Here is a 15,836-nt window from a genome sequence, read left to right on the forward strand (position 1 = left end):
GGTCTCCCGCGCACAGCCACCATGACGCCAATTGCAGATAGACAAACCTGCAATTGAGACTGGGGATTGAGCGTCTGTAAGGTATCGGATCGCTAAACCCGATCGCTGATTCGTCAGCGACCGATCCACAATAGAACCCGACCCCAAGGCGCACAAGCCGGCGGATTCTGGCGTAGCTGTAGGCAATGGCGCAAGGAGGTGTAGCCTTGGAGGCGTGTCTGGAGGTGTCTTTTAAACGGCCGAGTTTAAAATAGCGATGTGCGCTGACTTCACTGGCCTCTTCGCGAGCAAGCTCGCTCCCACATTTGGAAGGCGTTTCTCTGTGGGAGCGAGCTTGCTCGCGAAACGGCCATTCCGGCCAACAGAAAAATCTCGATCAAGCCTCGCTGCTTAAATCACTGGTTAAATATAACCGTCCCCTTTTCTTACTCGCCAGTTCCGCGCCGGCAAGGGCAAGCGACCGGATTCACTCAAGGATGATTTGCCGAGCCCGCCGGATTTGCGCCGCGATTCCTGAGGCTGGGCTTCCTGCATTGAAACCCCGTCTTTGCGCAGATCAAAGAAAGAATGAAAAGTGATCCAGCCCGATCCAGTCGGATGCATTGATCTGTATATCAATCCTGGTTATTCCGATTGCGCTGAATTCGACGAGATGAGCGTCATTAAGCGAACGAGTAAATGTTCTTTCTCCCAACAGTTGACCCGCTGTGTTGTAAAAAAAAGCGGTGATGTTTCCGGTCTCTGCCCAGGTTTGCCAAAAACTTACTTTTGAATAGGTTGATTTGAGATCAATTCTGCACCTCTGTGGGTACGATCCTTGACAGCCAAGATGTAGTACTTGCCCGCTACGTTTGCCGGGGAGTGGCGGGTGGCCTAGAGAGCCATCAATTCCCATTTCTCCGCTACCTGAAACAAAGGTAATGGTCATGCTCGAGAGCTCGATGCGCTGGCCAACTGTCATGAGTCGAGTATAGGTATCATCAAAGTTCTCATGTAGATCAGGTGAAATGTTTTTTATGCTATAGGAGCGTAGCGGAAAGGTTACCGCGTTAGCTTTGATAGCAGACCCTTCCAGGTCAGCCGCGCACGCTATCTTCAGCTCCGTCCCTTCTTTGAGCTCTTTCAACCACTCAATCGGCGCCGCCACCAATAAGCCATCCACTGAATCATTAGGCTCTCCCGACCTTACTTCCTCGCTGACGGGGTCACCATTCTTGTTAAAACCTGCAACCGTCACCCAGATCGGCTGCCCCGGCTCGAACAACGGCCATTTCGCCGCGAGTATCCGCGCGTTGGCCGTGAGTTCTTGAACGTCCAGTTCGTTACTGGTGTTGCTGTCGATATTCGGTGTTGGGAAACGAGGGTCTTCATCGACCATTTTCAGCACGCTCACCTTGATCGCGCCTGATTGACCAGCCTGACTACCATTGCGATTCAAACTCCAGCGCAGCTCGATCACCTTTCCATGCCGCGCCGCAAGAAACGCCGGGCTCAACACCGTGTTCACCCGCTTGTTGCTGTTGAATTCGACCAGCGGAAACGGCGGCCAACCCGGCGGTGGATTGACCTCCTCCAGGCTTGCCCGGTCGCCGCTCAATGCTTCAAGAAATTCAATGCGTACCGTCACTCCTTCCGGGTAGGCCAGGACATCAATCGGATCGATGGCCGGTGCGACAAGAAACGGTGGCGGCAGCTCCGTCAGCGCCGTGCCGATGCGCAATGTCAATTCCCGGGATTGCCCTAGCGGCACGCCGCCGCGCTGAATGCTGTAATCCGCGACCACCGTGCCGTTGAGGTTGGCGGTCACGTATTTTTTATCCACGGTGATGCGTACCGGCCGGCCGGCGGTGGCGGGGATCAGGTCGACATGATCACTGATGCTGCCGCCGCTGGCGGAGCCGCGCCAACGGTAGTTCACGCGATCCTTGTCCTGGGTGCCGAGGTACGGCACCACCAGCGTGGCGCCGGTGGGTGGCACGTTGTCCGGGTCGAGCACGTCGTTGGCATCTGCGCCCTCGACTTCCGGCCGGTCGAACGCCGGCAAGGGCACGCCGACCTGCATCATGAACGGCAGCGAATCGCGGACGCTCAACAGCCCCGTTTCGCTGTTGGTGACGATGTAATAGACCTTGACGTTCAGGCCGTTGAAGCGCTGGATTTCGGCATTGCTCACGCTGCGCAGGACGGGCTGATTGTCCGCTATGTTGCCGACCGGGCGGGGATCTTCGTAATAAACGGTATCGTTGCCGGGCGTCCGGGCCCACCAGATCAGGTTGATCAGGTCACTGCTGTTGCGACCGGAATACCAGGGAATGTTGACGGTTGCCCACGTGGTTTCCGGTGGCAACGTCCCGCCCGGTGCTTCGTCAACGGTAGGGGCGGCCAACTGAGTGATGTCGCCAATTACCGTGACACTGAGATTTTTCGAAGGGCGGTCGCTTTCACCGCTGCGACGGCGCACATAGCCGACCGAGGCGGCGCCTTTGGCGATGGCTCTGACGGCCGCGTTGGGGATGGTGAAATCGAGCTGGAAGGGCACGTACAACACCTCTTTTTCCAGCGGCCCGACGATGATTTGCGACCCTTGCGCCGGGGTGCCGATCCAGGTCAGGAGCACCTTGTCGCCCACCTCAAAATCATCCTTGGTGATATACACGCGGGCGTTCACATCGTCTTCCCCGAGCTGATCGAGGTCGATGCTGACGGTTGGAATGCCGTTGACCAGCACCTGCGGTTCGTCCAGCCGATTGCCGCCGAGGTCCACCAACAGGTGATGTGTCGCCGACCACGGCGCACGCTCGTCCGGGTAATTGCCGCAGCGATCAATGACCTGATAAGCCACCGCCACGCGCGCTCCGTCTCCGGCCGCCTCGATAACGGCGCGACTGAAAACGACGTCGATCGGGTTGCCGATCGGGTCCTGCGCCTGCTGGGGCGTAACGACATGCACCACTTGCTGGCTGCCCCAGCGGGCGAGAATGCGGTCGTATCGGGTGAGGTTGCGGTAGGGCACGATGTGCATCGTCACCCCGCCGGGCGGCAGGGTCTCATCGACCTCGTCATGGGAGAGGGAGAACTTGAGATCGGAGTGGCCGTCATCGCCGGGAATGTCATCGTACTCGCCGGGCCGCGTGAGTTTGACCAGCAAGGTCTGGATGGGGGCCGAGTCCTCCGGGGTCTGGTTCTTGCGCGTGATCCGGTAGAAAACTGGCGTGGCATCCCCCTCAAACACGTGGGCCCTGGCAATGGTGAAACTGACATCCCGGTTGACCTCGGCGGCGTTCTCGATGAGTTTGCTCCAGACCGCTGCACTGTCATTGCCCCAGAACACTTCGGCATGATCGCCAACGGACATGGTCAGCCAGGCGGGAATGACGCCTTGCAGATCGCCCTCCACGGCTCTGATGGGAATGCCGGCGTAATAGTGTTCGGCGGGGTTGAGGGTGACTTGGGCCGGAAAATACAGAGGTCTGAGGGCTTGAGGGGTTTGCTGGCTGGACATCTGGCGAACTCCGGTCGGGGGCTGGGTGACGGAGTTATTGAGCGCGCGTTGGAGGAATTGGGCACCTGTCAGATCTGACAGGTGCCGGCGGGTTTCCGACAAGTGGTCATGTGGGCTGAGGGAAAGAGGCGACAAACCGCAGCCGGGTTAAATGAGGTGGCGGTTTTTTTATGCCTGCAGACATGTATCGGCTGTGAGGCCGCCTTCGCGAGCAAGCTCGCTCCCACAGGGGTTGGGGTCGATCACAAACCTGTGCCTACACGCCGAACCTGTGGGAGCGGGCTTGCCCGCGAAGACGTCAGCAGCCGCAACGCCTCATTCAAGGCTTGTCACCGAACCGTGTTACTGCGGCAACTCCAGATTATTCATCACCCGATTCACCGCCAGTTCGCCGAGCATGATCAGTTGCGCAATGCCCAATAGCGTCCTGCGCTGCGACCTCTTCGCGAGCAAGGCCGCTCCCACAGGGGGGCTGTGTGATACCCCCAATCTGTGTTCATTGCGACGCGATTCCTGATAAATCAAAAGACTGCGACCTTCCGCCTGTCTGAAAAAGGCCTCTACCTGTTAGTTCTGACAGTGGACACAAAGGGCATTCAGCTATCCCATGTTCCTTGGCAGGTTTCCCGGGCAAGTCGCCTTCTGACCTGTCTTAAATATTCGCCAAGGAGAAGGTCATGCCAGAAAACTACAGAAAGCTTGAAGGAATGAGGTTCGAGTTCGTTTCCGGGGCGGTGGCGAAAGAGTCTGATCATATCGCTTGCACGTTCACTTTTAAGGCGATGTTGGACTTCACGCATTTCGTGCACATGAGCAATGTGTATGTGCCGGGCTATCTCGATTCGTATATCAATGCGATCAAGCCAAGGTTGGACGGGGTAGCCCACCATAGTCTCTACAACCGATTCAATAGTGCCGCTGGCAACATTGGCACCGTTGAAGAGTTGGTCAGGGTTTTCTCTTCGCCCAATAACTACTCCGATACATGGGGGAGCAATGGCACTGCCCTGCAGATGCGTTATCACAAACCACAATTTCACATGGTTGATGATCAGTTACAGGTCACGGGTGGGCAGGACTTTCGATGGGAGGTCGAGGGGGAGATCGAGCCGCAGGATGTGCCGGACATTTACTTTGTCTGGGCACTGATTGTGTTGAAGGCATACCCCGAAGATCCTTTTCATCAGCCTGAGGAAATCGTGACCTTAGGCTATTCTGAGGAGGCGTTTGTCGACGTGGGAGGGAGTCCGATCCGTAAGGGTACGCGCTACCTGGTGGGCCGCGATTTGCGTCTTGGTGCGATTAATCCAGCGCAAATTTTGACTGCCGGATATCCGTGAGTGCGCGGTTTTTTCTGATTTTTGTTCACCTGCGCTAAGGGTGATAGTCGTCCTGCGTCTGTTTCGCGGTCGGCTCCATGGCGCCCAGCTTCTTTCAAGACACTTCCCCTGGAGCAAACCTCAATTTCAATCCCCGGCAAAAGTTGGAAGGCTTCTTGCAGTAGCCGCCGTGCGCCTGCTTCGGGCGTCAAAAGTTTGCTTTAAAGGAACGGGGAAAACCGGTGGATCGCTCTCAGTTATTCAACACTGCTCGCTCGAATGTTGCCGACCTCAGTCGAGGCAATCTGGGCGTGCCGTTGTTGCTGCTGGTCATGCTGGCCATGATGATGCTGCCGGTGCCGCCGTTCCTGCTGGACGTGTTCTTCACCTTCAACATCGCCTTGTCGATCGTGGTGCTGCTGGTCTGTGTTTACGCGTTGCGGCCGCTGGATTTCGCGGTGTTCCCGACGATTCTGCTGGTGGCGACGCTGCTGCGGCTGGCGTTGAACGTGGCCTCGACGCGGGTGGTGATGCTCCACGGTCAGGATGGCCACGCCGCCGCCGGCAAGGTGATCCAGGCCTTCGGTGAAGTGGTGATCGGCGGTAACTACGTGGTCGGTATCGTAGTGTTCGCGATCCTGATGATCATCAACTTCGTCGTGGTGACCAAGGGTGCCGGGCGGATTTCCGAGGTGAGCGCGCGCTTCACCCTCGACGCAATGCCCGGCAAACAAATGGCGATCGACGCCGACCTCAACGCCGGTCTGATCGACCAGAACCAGGCCAAGGCGCGCCGTCAGGAAGTCGCGCAAGAGGCCGAGTTCTACGGTTCGATGGACGGTGCCAGCAAGTTCGTGCGGGGTGACGCCATTGCCGGCTTGCTGATCCTGTTCATCAACCTCATCGGCGGCATGGCGGTCGGTATCTTCCAGCACAACATGAACTTCGCCGACGCCGGCAAGGTGTACGCCTTGCTGACCATCGGTGACGGTTTGGTGGCGCAATTGCCATCACTGTTGTTATCGACAGCGGCAGCGATCATGGTGACCCGTGCTTCCGGTTCGGAAGACATGGGCAAGCAAATCAACCGGCAGATGTTCGCTTCGCCCAAAGCACTGGCAGTGGCGGCTGGTCTGATGGCGGTCATGGGTCTGGTTCCGGGCATGCCGCATTTCTCGTTTCTGAGCATGGCTGCGCTGGCCGCCGGTGGCGCCTACTTGTTCTGGAAAAAACAGAACGTCGCCAAGGTGCAGGCGCTGCAAGAAGTTCAGCGTCAGCAGGAACTGCTGCCGTCGCCGGCCCGCGCCATGGAGACCAAGGAGCTGGGCTGGGATGACGTGACGCCGATCGACATGATCGGCCTGGAAGTCGGCTATCGCCTGATCCCGCTGGTGGATCGCAATCAGGGCGGGCAGTTGCTGGCGCGGATCAAGGGCGTGCGCAAGAAGCTCTCGCAGGATCTGGGCTTCCTGATGCCGACGGTGCACATCCGTGACAACCTCGATCTGGCGCCGAGTGCCTACCGCCTGACACTGATGGGCGTGATCCTGGCCGAAGCCGAGATCTACCCGGATCGCGAACTGGCGATCAACCCGGGGCAGGTCTACGGCACGCTTAACGGCATTACCGCCAAAGATCCGGCTTTCGGCCTGGAGGCGGTGTGGATCGAAGTCAGCCAGCGCGCGCAGGCGCAATCGCTCGGGTACACCGTGGTCGACGCCAGTACCGTGGTCGCGACGCACTTGAACCAGATTCTGTACAAACACTCCAGTGAGCTGATCGGCCACGAAGAAGTGCAGCAACTCATGCAATTGCTGGCCAAAAGCTCGCCGAAACTGGCTGAAGAGCTGGTGCCGGGCGTGGTGTCGCTGTCGCAATTGCTCAAGGTGCTGCAGGCATTGCTGGCCGAACATGTGCCGGTACGCGACATCCGCAGCATTGCCGAAGCCATCGCCAACAATGCCGCCAAGAGTCAAGATACCGCCGCTTTGGTGGCCGCCGTACGCGTCGGCGTATCCCGCGCCATCGTCCAAAGCATTGTAGGCACTGACTCCGAGCTGCCTGTGATCACCTTGGAACCAAGGTTGGAACAAATATTGCTCAATAGTCTGCAGAAGGCAGGACAAGGCTCGGAAGAGGGCGTTCTGCTGGAGCCAAGCATGGCCGAGAAGCTGCAGCGTTCGCTCATCGAAGCGGCGCAGCGCCAGGAAATGCAAGGTCAACCGGTGATCCTGTTGGTAGCAGGCCCGATCCGCGCGATGCTCTCGCGTTTCGGTCGCCTCGCCGTCCCGGGGCTGCACGTGCTGGCCTACCAGGAAATTCCGGACAACAAGCAAGTGACCATCGTTGCGACAGTAGGGCCCAACGGCTGAGGTAGTGGTTTATGCAAGTTAAGCGTTTTTTCGCCGCCGATATGCGTCAGGCCATGAAGCTGGTTCGTGATGAGCTGGGCGCTGATGCCGCCATCATTGGCAACCGCCGCATTGCCGGCGGCGTCGAGCTGACGGCGGCGCTGGATTACAAATTGTCGGCGCTGGCGCCACGGGTTCCGAACATGGAACTCGAGGACGAACTGCGCAAGACCCAGTCGCGCATCGTCACCGCTCAGGCCGAACTGAGCCTGCGTGGCGAAGCCGATGGCAATAGCAATCGCCAGATCTTTGCCGGGCTGCCGTTGACGGCCGGCCTGCCACTGACCGCTGCCGAGCCGTTGAGCGAACCGACCTACGCCGCCCCGGCGCGCCCGGCGCCGGCACCTGCAGCGGCATCGGCGGGTGTCGATCCGCGTGCGCTGGATTCGATGCGTTTCGAATTGAACAGTCTGCGCGAGCTGATGGAAGTCCAGCTCGGCACCCTGGCCTGGAACCAGCTGCAAGGCAGCCGTCCGGCGCAAGCCAATCTGTATCGCCGCCTGCAGCGCATCGGCCTGTCCGGGCCGTTGTCGCGCGATCTGCTGGCGATGATCACCGACATCGAAGAACCGCGTCAGGCCTGGCGCATGCTGCTCGCGCACTTGGCGCGGATGATTGCCGTACCGGAAGTCGAGCCGCTGGAAGAGGGCGGGGTCATTGCCATGGTCGGCCCGGCCGGCATGGGCAAGACCACCACCCTGGCCAAACTCGCTGCGCGCTACGTACTCAAGTACGGCGCGCAGAATGTCGCGCTGGTCAGCATGGACAGCTTCCGCATCGGTGCGCAGGAACAACTCAAGACCCTGGGGCGGATTCTCAACGTGCCGGTGACCCACGTCGATCCGGGCCAGTCGTTGGTGCAGGCGCTGGATCCATTGCTGCGCAAGCGCGTGGTGCTGATCGATACCGCCGGCCTGCAGGCCAGCGATCCGGCGCTGCGCATGCAGCTGGAAAGTCTGGCCGGGCGTGGCATCCGTTCAAAAAATTATCTGGTGCTGGCAACCACCAGCCAGAAACAGGTTCTAACCGCCGCTTATCACAGTTACAAGCGTTGCGGGCTTGCCGGCTGCATCCTGACTAAACTGGATGAGACGGCCAGCCTTGGCGAAGTGTTGAGCCTGGCGATCAGTCATGAACTGCCGGTCGCGTACCTGACCGATGGCCCACGGATTCCGGATGATCTGCATCTGCCGCGCCGTCATCAGTTGGTCAGCCGCGCCGTCAGCGTGCAAATGCAGGAAGAACCCAGCGAAGAAGCCATGGCTGACATGTTCGCTGATATCTACCACAGCCCGACCAAGCAGGTTGGCTGAGGTAATGAACAGTTTTTGTACCTACATCGATGGTCTGCCATGCATTGTTCCGGTTGTGAACGCGCAGCCAGTAATGTGGCCTCCGTCTATGCAAGACAAGGTAAAGAAATAACATGGGCAGCATGCATCCCGTACAGGTGATCGCGGTGACCGGCGGCAAAGGTGGCGTCGGCAAGACTAACGTGTCAGTGAACTTGTCTCTGGCGCTGGCAGAGCTTGGCCGTCGGGTCATGCTGCTGGACGCTGACCTGGGGCTGGCGAACGTCGACGTTCTGCTGGGACTGACCCCCAAACGCACGCTGGCCGATGTGATCGAAGGCCGCTGCGAGCTGCGCGACGTGCTGTTGCAGGGCCCCGGCGGGATCCGCATCGTACCGGCCGCTTCCGGCACCCAAAGCATGGTGCACCTGAGCCCGGCGCAACATGCCGGTCTGATTCAGGCCTTCAGCGACATCGGCGACAATCTCGATGTACTGGTGATCGACACCGCTGCGGGCATTGGTGACTCGGTAGTCAGTTTCGTGCGCGCGGCGCAGGAAGTGTTGCTGGTGGTCTGCGACGAGCCGACCTCGATCACCGACGCCTACGCGCTGATCAAACTGCTCAACCGCGACTACGGCATGAACCGCTTCCGCGTCCTCGCCAACATGGCGCAGAGTCCGCAGGAAGGGCGCAATCTGTTCGCCAAGTTGACCAAGGTCACGGATCGCTTTCTCGACGTCGCCTTACAATACGTCGGCGCGGTGCCGTACGACGAAAGCGTGCGCAAGGCAGTGCAGAAGCAGCGAGCGGTCTATGAAGCCTTTCCGCGTTCCAAGTGCGCGCTGGCGTTCAAGGCGATCGCGCAGAAGGTCGATACCTGGCCGCTGCCTGCCAACCCGCGTGGGCACCTTGAGTTTTTCGTCGAGCGCCTCGTGCAGCAAACGGCAGGGCCTGTGTTATGACCGCCAGCGGTATGAACTACTACAAGAAATCGGCACGTGACGCGCAGTACGAGTTGATCGAGCGTTACGCGCCACTGGTCAAGCGCATTGCCTATCACTTGCTGGCGCGCTTGCCGGCGAGTGTGCAGGTTGAAGACCTGATTCAGGCCGGGATGATCGGCCTGCTCGAAGTCTCGACCAAATATGACGCCAGCAAAGGCGCCAGTTTCGAAACGTACGCGGGCATCCGGATCCGCGGCGCGATGCTCGATGAAGTGCGCAAAGGGGATTGGGCACCACGCTCGGTTCACCGCAACACCCGTATGGTCAGCGACGCAATTCGCTCAATTGAAGCTAAAACCGGCCGTGATGCTAAAGATCACGAGGTTGCGGCCGAACTCCAATTGAGTCTCGACGATTACTACGGGATTTTGAATGACACCCTGGGTAGCCGCTTGTTCAGTTTCGACGACCTGTTGCAGGACGGCGAACACGAAGGGCTGCACGAGGATGGCGCCAGTGCTCATCTTGAGCCGTCACGCGATCTGGAAGATGAACGCTTCCAGGCGGCGCTGGCGGACGCGATTGCCAATTTGCCGGAGCGTGAGCGACTGGTGTTGGCGCTGTACTACGACGAAGAGCTGAACCTCAAGGAGATCGGTGAAGTCCTTGGCGTCAGTGAATCGCGGGTCAGCCAGTTACACAGCCAGTGCGCGGCCCGTTTGCGGGGGCGTTTGGGGGAGTGGCGAGCGCGCTGAAGGCAGTGTGGGGACACTGCGAACGAGGCTGGTGCGGTGATGAACGGCACCGGTCTTGCTCTGTTGTGCTCCAGACAGTCATCGAGTGCTTTGCCGGATTGATTGAAATGGCGCGTCCAGGTGCTGGGCGCGTTTAAGACTGCTTGGAGGTCGAATTGGACAAGAACATGAAAATCCTCATCGTTGATGACTTCTCAACGATGCGGCGGATCATCAAGAACCTGCTGCGTGATCTGGGGTTCACCAACACCGTCGAGGCCGACGATGGCACCACTGCCATTCCGGTGCTCAACAGCGGAAGCATCGACTTTCTGGTAACGGACTGGAACATGCCGGGCATGACCGGTATCGACCTGCTGCGCCACGTGCGTGCCGATGAAAAACTCAAGCACCTGCCCGTGCTGATGGTGACTGCCGAAGCCAAGCGCGAGCAGATCATCGAAGCGGCCCAGGCCGGCGTGAACGGCTACGTGGTCAAACCTTTCACGGCTCAGGCGCTGAAAGAAAAAATCGAGAAGATTTTCGAACGCATCGGCTGATGAACGCGCGGGGGAGCTATGGAGCATAACGAATCTTCACAGGGCGATTTCGAATCGACCCTGAAAAAACACGCGGTCGAACTGGTCGAGAGCCTTGAAAAAGGCAGGTTCGGCGACGCTGTGCAACTGATCCATGAGCTCAATCAGACCCGTGACCGTGGCCTGTATCAGGAAGTGGGCAAGCTCACACGCGAACTGCACAGTGCGATCGTCAACTTCCAGATCGATCCGCACATGCCACAGGCCGAGGAAGTGTCGCAAATCACCGACGCCACCGAACGCCTGGGCTATGTGGTCAAGCTGACCGAAGCCGCGGCCAACCGCACCATGGATCTGGTGGAAAGCGCCACCCCGGTGGTCAATGGCCTGGCTGAAGAAGCCCAGGCGCTGAGCACCGATTGGGGCCGCTTCATGCGTCGTGAAGTCGGGGCTGAAGAGTTCCGCGAACTGGCGCGCCGGGTCGACGGTTTTCTGTCACGCAGCAGCACGGACAACCGTGCGGTGTCGAGCAACCTGAACGACATCCTGCTGGCTCAGGATTACCAGGACCTCACCGGTCAGGTGATCAAGCGTGTGACCCAACTGGTCACCGAAGTCGAAAGCAATTTGCTCAAACTCGTCCTCATGGCCAGTCAGGTTGACCGCTTTGCGGGCATCGAACACGACCGTGCCGCGATGCTTGCAGAAAAAGATCCACAAAAACATCTCTCGCAGGGTGAAGGTCCGCAGATTCATGCCGATAAACGAGAAGACGTTGTGTCCGGTCAGGACGATGTGGACGATTTGTTATCCAGCCTCGGATTCTAGAGTTTTGGAATTTTAGGTTTTTTGGGTTTTTAGACCTGTAGGAGCACCCCATTAATGAGCTTCGGCGCCGATGAAGAGATCCTTCAGGATTTCCTGGTTGAGGCCGGCGAGATTCTTGAGCAACTGTCCGAGCAACTGGTCGAGCTGGAAAGCCGCCCGGATGACGCAGATCTGCTCAACGCAATTTTTCGCGGTTTCCACACTGTAAAAGGGGGCGCCGGCTTCCTTCAGCTCAACGAGCTGGTGGAGTGCTGTCACATCGCCGAAAACGTGTTCGACATCCTGCGCAAGGGTGAGCGTCGCGTTGATGCAGAACTGATGGACGTGGTGCTTGAAGCACTGGACGCGGTGAACAGCATGTTCAGCGAAGTCCGTGAACGTGCACCGATCACGGCCGCCACTCCGGAACTGCTGGCCGCGCTGGCGCGTCTGGCCGAGCCGCAATCGGCGGACGAAGCTCCGGCTTCGCCGGTGGCCGAGATGATCGAAGAGCTGGTCGTCGAAGGCGATTCGAGCGATTCGGGCGACATCACCGATAACGAATTTGAACAGCTGCTGGATTCGCTGAACGCCGTCAAGGCTGAAGCCGAAGCCCCGGCCGCTGCTGCGCCTGCGCCGGCTGCCGATGCGGCCGCCAGCGATGAAATCACCGACGCCGAATTCGAGTCGTTGCTCGATCAGTTGCACGGCAAAGGCCAGTTCGCGCCAGACGCCGTGGCACCGACTGCGGCTGCTCCGGCGGCACCGGCGGCGGGCGACAGCTCGGACATCACCGACGACGAATTTGAAGCACTGCTCGATCAATTGCACGGCAAGGGCAACTTCGCCGTTGAAGCGCTGGAATCGGCTATTGCTTCGGCACCGGCTGCGCCTGCCGCACCGGCGGCCGCGGCTGCCGGCAGCGACCTGATCAGCGATCACGAATTCGAATCGCTGCTCGACGAATTGCACGGTAAAGGCAAGTTCACCGACGTTGGCGCCGCTGCTGCGGGCACCGCATCGACCGTGGCTGCGCCTGCTGCCAAGGCCGTCGCCGCTCCGGCTGCTGCGCCGAAGGCTGCGCCCAAGCCTGAGCCGAAAGCCGAAGCGCCAAAACCGGCCGCCGCTGCTGCACCGGCGCCGGCCCGTGCTGCCGCTGCTCCGCCGCCGGAAAAACCGGCGAGCGAAGCCGAAACCACCGTGCGTGTCGACACTGCGCGTCTCGACGAAATCATGAACATGGTCGGCGAACTGGTGCTGGTGCGTAACCGCCTGGTGCGCCTGGGTCTCAACAGCGGCGACGAAGCCATGTCCAAGGCCGTGTCGAACCTCGACGTGGTCACGGCGGACTTGCAGACCGCGGTGATGAAGACCCGGATGCAGCCGATCAAGAAGGTCTTCGGGCGCTTCCCGCGTCTGGTTCGTGACCTCGCGCGCCAGCTCAAGAAAGAGATCAACCTGGAACTGGTGGGTGAAGAAACCGACCTCGACAAAAACCTTGTCGAGGCCTTGGCCGACCCGCTGGTCCACTTGGTGCGCAACGCGGTCGACCATGGCATCGAGTCACCGGAAGAGCGCGAAGCTTCGGGCAAGGCCCGTGGCGGTCGCGTGGTACTGGCCGCCGAGCAGGAAGGCGACCACATCCTGTTGTCGATCTCCGACGACGGCAAGGGCATGGACCCGAACGTGCTGCGTTCGATCGCGGTAAAACGCGGTGTGATGGACAAGGACGCGGCCGATCGCCTGAGCGATACCGAGTGCTACAACCTGATCTTCGCCCCGGGTTTCTCGACCAAGACCGAGATCTCCGACGTGTCCGGCCGCGGTGTCGGCATGGACGTGGTGAAAACCAAGATTTCCCAGCTCAACGGTTCGATCAACATCTACTCGACCAAGGGCCAGGGCTCGAAGATCGTCATCAAGGTGCCGCTGACGCTTGCGATCATGCCGACCCTGATGGTCATGCTCGGCAATCAGGCGTTTGCGTTCCCGTTGGTCAACGTCAACGAAATCTTCCACCTCGACCTGTCGACCACCAACGTGGTGGATGGCCAGGAAGTGGTGATCGTGCGGGACAAGGCGCTGCCATTGTTCTACCTCAAGCGCTGGCTGGTCAGCTCCGCCGCTCACGAAGAGCAGCGCGAAGGCCATGTGGTGATCCTGTCGGTGGGCACCCAGCGGATCGGCTTCGTCGTCGATCAACTGGTCGGCCAGGAAGAAGTGGTCATCAAGCCATTGGGCAAAATGCTGCAGGGCACTCCGGGCATGTCCGGCGCCACCATCACCGGTGACGGCCGCATCGCGTTGATCCTCGATGTTCCAAGCATGCTCAAGCGTTACGCGACGAAGCGTATTTGAATCCGGGGCGGCGGGGCGACGACGTCCCGCTGCACCTAATGGAGTGTTTATGGCAGTCAAAGTCCTGGTGGTGGACGATTCGGGTTTTTTCCGCCGCCGCGTCTCGGAAATTCTTTCAGCGGATCCGAGCATCCAGGTGGTCGGCACGGCTACCAACGGTAAAGAGGCGATCGATCAGGCCCTGGCCCTCAAGCCGGACGTGATCACCATGGACTACGAGATGCCGATGATGGATGGCATCACGGCGGTGCGGCACATCATGCAGCGCTGCCCGACCCCGGTGTTGATGTTCTCCTCGCTGACCCACGAAGGCGCCCGGGTGACCCTGGATGCGCTGGACGCCGGTGCGGTGGATTTCCTGCCGAAGAATTTCGAAGACATTTCTCGTAACCCGGAGAAGGTCAAGCAACTGCTGTGCGAGAAGGTCCACAGCATCTCGCGCAGTAACCGTCGTTTCAGTGCCTACAGTGCGCCGGCTCCGGCCGCTGCACCGACGCCTGCACCCGCCCCGGCGGCTTCGAGTTTCAGCAGCCACAGCACTGCTGCTCCGACGCGTCCGGCTCCAGCTCCAGCACCTGCTCGCGCGCCAGCCGCCAGCGCGTCGTCGCCGGCACCGAAACGCAAAGCCTACAAACTGGTTGCCATCGGGACTTCGACCGGCGGCCCGGTTGCCCTGCAGCGGGTGCTGACCCAGTTGCCGGCGAACTTCCCGGCGCCGATCGTGCTGATCCAGCACATGCCGGCGGCGTTCACCAAGGCCTTTGCCGAGCGTCTGGACAAGCTGTGCCGCATCAGCGTCAAGGAAGCCGAGGATGGCGACATCCTGCGTCCGGGCCTGGCGCTGCTGGCCCCGGGTGGCAAGCAGATGATGATCGACGGCCGTGGCGCGGTGAAAATCCTGCCGGGCGACGAGCGTCTGAATTACAAGCCGTGCGTGGACATCACCTTCGGTTCGGCGGCCAAGTCCTACGGCGACAAAGTTCTGGCGGTGGTCCTTACCGGCATGGGCGCCGACGGCCGTGAAGGCGCACGTCTGCTCAAGCAGGGCGGCAGCTCGGTATGGGCCCAAGACGAAGCAAGCTGCGTGATCTACGGCATGCCGATGGCCATCGTCAAAGCCGATCTGGCTGACGCGGTCTACGGCCTGGACGACATCGGCAAGCACATCGTCGAGGCGTGTATCTGATGGATGTTTTAAGCCTTATCGGGATTATCCTGGCGTTCGTCGCCATCATCGGCGGCAACTTCCTTGAAGGCGGTCACCTCGGCGCGCTGGCCAACGGCCCGGCGGCGTTGATCGTCCTCGGTGGCACCATCGGTGCAGCGCTGTTGCAATCGCCGATGAGCGCCTTCAAGCGCGCCATGCAGATCCTCGCCTGGATCCTGTTTCCGCCACGGGTGGACCTGGCTGGCGGCATCGACCGCGTGGTCAACTGGAGCCTCACCGCGCGCAAGGAAGGCCTGCTCGGCCTGGAAGGCGTCGCCGATGCCGAGCCGGACAACTACTCGCGCAAAGGCCTGCAACTGCTGGTCGACGGCGCCGAGCCGGAAGCGATCCGCAGCATCCTCGAAGTGGACTTCTACACCCAGGAAGCCCGCGACATCGAAGCGGCCAAAGTCTTCGAAAGCATGGGCGGCTACGCGCCGACCATCGGCATCATCGGTGCGGTGATGGGCCTGATCCATGTGATGGGCAACCTCGCTGATCCGACGCAATTGGGCAGCGGCATTGCCGTGGCATTCGTCGCGACCATCTACGGCGTGGCCAGTGCCAACCTGGTGTTGCTGCCGGTGGCGGCCAAGCTCAAGTCAATCGCGTTGCGGCAGTCGCGTTATCGCGAAATGTTGTTGGAAGGTATTTTGTCGATCGCCGAAGGTGAAAACCCTCGCTCTATCGAGCTGAAGCTTCAGGGCTTCATGGATTGAT

At 60.0% G+C, this 15,836-nt stretch carries 11 protein-coding genes and 1 pseudogene; 10 read left to right on the plus strand and 2 right to left on the minus strand.

What is annotated here, in order from left to right; all coding sequences use genetic code 11:
- Window positions 1–556 precede the first annotated feature (556 nt).
- Window positions 557–3,502, minus strand: a complete 2,946-nt coding sequence (locus ACTJKS_RS16975) for a hypothetical protein (protein WP_440828901.1) — start codon at window positions 3,500–3,502, stop codon at window positions 557–559.
- A gap of 342 nt (window positions 3,503–3,844) precedes the next feature.
- Window positions 3,845–3,958 (minus strand): annotated as a pseudogene (locus ACTJKS_RS16980) (DUF6124 family protein); the annotation flags it as partial.
- Between the two features lie 221 nt (window positions 3,959–4,179).
- Here ACTJKS_RS16980 and ACTJKS_RS16985 point away from each other — a divergent pair.
- The 10 genes from ACTJKS_RS16985 (at window position 4,180) to ACTJKS_RS17030 (ending at window position 15,835) form a co-directional block, all read left to right on the plus strand.
- Window positions 4,180–4,842, plus strand: coding sequence for a hypothetical protein (locus tag ACTJKS_RS16985; RefSeq protein ID WP_262948065.1), 663 nt, complete (start codon window positions 4,180–4,182; stop codon window positions 4,840–4,842).
- Between the two features lie 221 nt (window positions 4,843–5,063).
- Window positions 5,064–7,193, plus strand: coding sequence for a flagellar biosynthesis protein FlhA (gene flhA / locus ACTJKS_RS16990; RefSeq protein WP_041072957.1), 2,130 nt, complete (start codon window positions 5,064–5,066; stop codon window positions 7,191–7,193).
- Between the two features lie 11 nt (window positions 7,194–7,204).
- Window positions 7,205–8,545: a flagellar biosynthesis protein FlhF gene (flhF, locus tag ACTJKS_RS16995; protein ID WP_198759602.1), complete on the plus strand. Its 1,341-nt coding sequence runs from the start codon at window positions 7,205–7,207 to the stop codon at window positions 8,543–8,545.
- Between the two features lie 113 nt (window positions 8,546–8,658).
- Entirely contained in the window at window positions 8,659–9,489 is an 831-nt protein-coding gene (gene fleN / locus ACTJKS_RS17000) for a flagellar synthesis regulator FleN (RefSeq protein WP_003222917.1), read from the plus strand.
- Complete coding sequence (gene fliA / locus ACTJKS_RS17005) at window positions 9,486–10,226, plus strand: RNA polymerase sigma factor FliA (protein ID WP_007920004.1); 741 nt, start codon at window positions 9,486–9,488, stop codon at window positions 10,224–10,226. The genes fleN and fliA overlap by 4 nt, the downstream gene beginning before the upstream one ends.
- A gap of 167 nt (window positions 10,227–10,393) precedes the next feature.
- Complete coding sequence (locus ACTJKS_RS17010) at window positions 10,394–10,765, plus strand: chemotaxis response regulator CheY (protein ID WP_003183998.1); 372 nt, start codon at window positions 10,394–10,396, stop codon at window positions 10,763–10,765.
- A gap of 18 nt (window positions 10,766–10,783) precedes the next feature.
- On the plus strand, window positions 10,784–11,572 hold the full coding sequence (locus ACTJKS_RS17015; protein ID WP_027613919.1) for a protein phosphatase CheZ: 789 nt from the start codon (window positions 10,784–10,786) through the stop codon (window positions 11,570–11,572).
- 54 nt (window positions 11,573–11,626) lie between these two features.
- On the plus strand, window positions 11,627–13,909 hold the full coding sequence (locus tag ACTJKS_RS17020; RefSeq protein WP_108182055.1) for a chemotaxis protein CheA: 2,283 nt from the start codon (window positions 11,627–11,629) through the stop codon (window positions 13,907–13,909).
- Window positions 13,910–13,958: 49 nt separating this feature from the next.
- Window positions 13,959–15,095, plus strand: a complete 1,137-nt coding sequence (locus ACTJKS_RS17025; protein ID WP_041072948.1) for a protein-glutamate methylesterase/protein-glutamine glutaminase — start codon at window positions 13,959–13,961, stop codon at window positions 15,093–15,095.
- Entirely contained in the window at window positions 15,095–15,835 is a 741-nt protein-coding gene (locus ACTJKS_RS17030; protein ID WP_007967839.1) for a flagellar motor protein, read from the plus strand. The genes ACTJKS_RS17025 and ACTJKS_RS17030 overlap by 1 nt, the downstream gene beginning before the upstream one ends.
- Window position 15,836 lies beyond the last annotated feature (1 nt).

Origin of the sequence: Pseudomonas sp. 22189, from assembly GCF_052045635.1 — a bacterium.
GTDB classification, from domain to species: Bacteria; Pseudomonadota; Gammaproteobacteria; order Pseudomonadales; family Pseudomonadaceae; genus Aquipseudomonas; species Aquipseudomonas parakoreensis.

Excerpts from the sequence above, each read along its gene's own strand:
- ACTJKS_RS16975 (WP_440828901.1), bottom strand. The coding sequence starts at position 3,502 with ATGTCCAGCCAGCAAACCCCTCAAGCCCTCAGACCTCTGTATTTTCCG.
- ACTJKS_RS16985 (WP_262948065.1), top strand. The coding sequence starts at position 4,180 with ATGCCAGAAAACTACAGAAAGCTTGAAGGAATGAGGTTCGAGTTCGTT.
- flhF (WP_198759602.1), top strand. The coding sequence starts at position 7,205 with ATGCAAGTTAAGCGTTTTTTCGCCGCCGATATGCGTCAGGCCATGAAG.
- fleN (WP_003222917.1), top strand. The coding sequence starts at position 8,659 with ATGGGCAGCATGCATCCCGTACAGGTGATCGCGGTGACCGGCGGCAAA.
- fliA (WP_007920004.1), top strand. The coding sequence starts at position 9,486 with ATGACCGCCAGCGGTATGAACTACTACAAGAAATCGGCACGTGACGCG.
- ACTJKS_RS17010 (WP_003183998.1), top strand. The coding sequence starts at position 10,394 with ATGAAAATCCTCATCGTTGATGACTTCTCAACGATGCGGCGGATCATC.
- ACTJKS_RS17015 (WP_027613919.1), top strand. The coding sequence starts at position 10,784 with ATGGAGCATAACGAATCTTCACAGGGCGATTTCGAATCGACCCTGAAA.
- ACTJKS_RS17020 (WP_108182055.1), top strand. The coding sequence starts at position 11,627 with ATGAGCTTCGGCGCCGATGAAGAGATCCTTCAGGATTTCCTGGTTGAG.
- ACTJKS_RS17025 (WP_041072948.1), top strand. The coding sequence starts at position 13,959 with ATGGCAGTCAAAGTCCTGGTGGTGGACGATTCGGGTTTTTTCCGCCGC.
- ACTJKS_RS17030 (WP_007967839.1), top strand. The coding sequence starts at position 15,095 with ATGGATGTTTTAAGCCTTATCGGGATTATCCTGGCGTTCGTCGCCATC.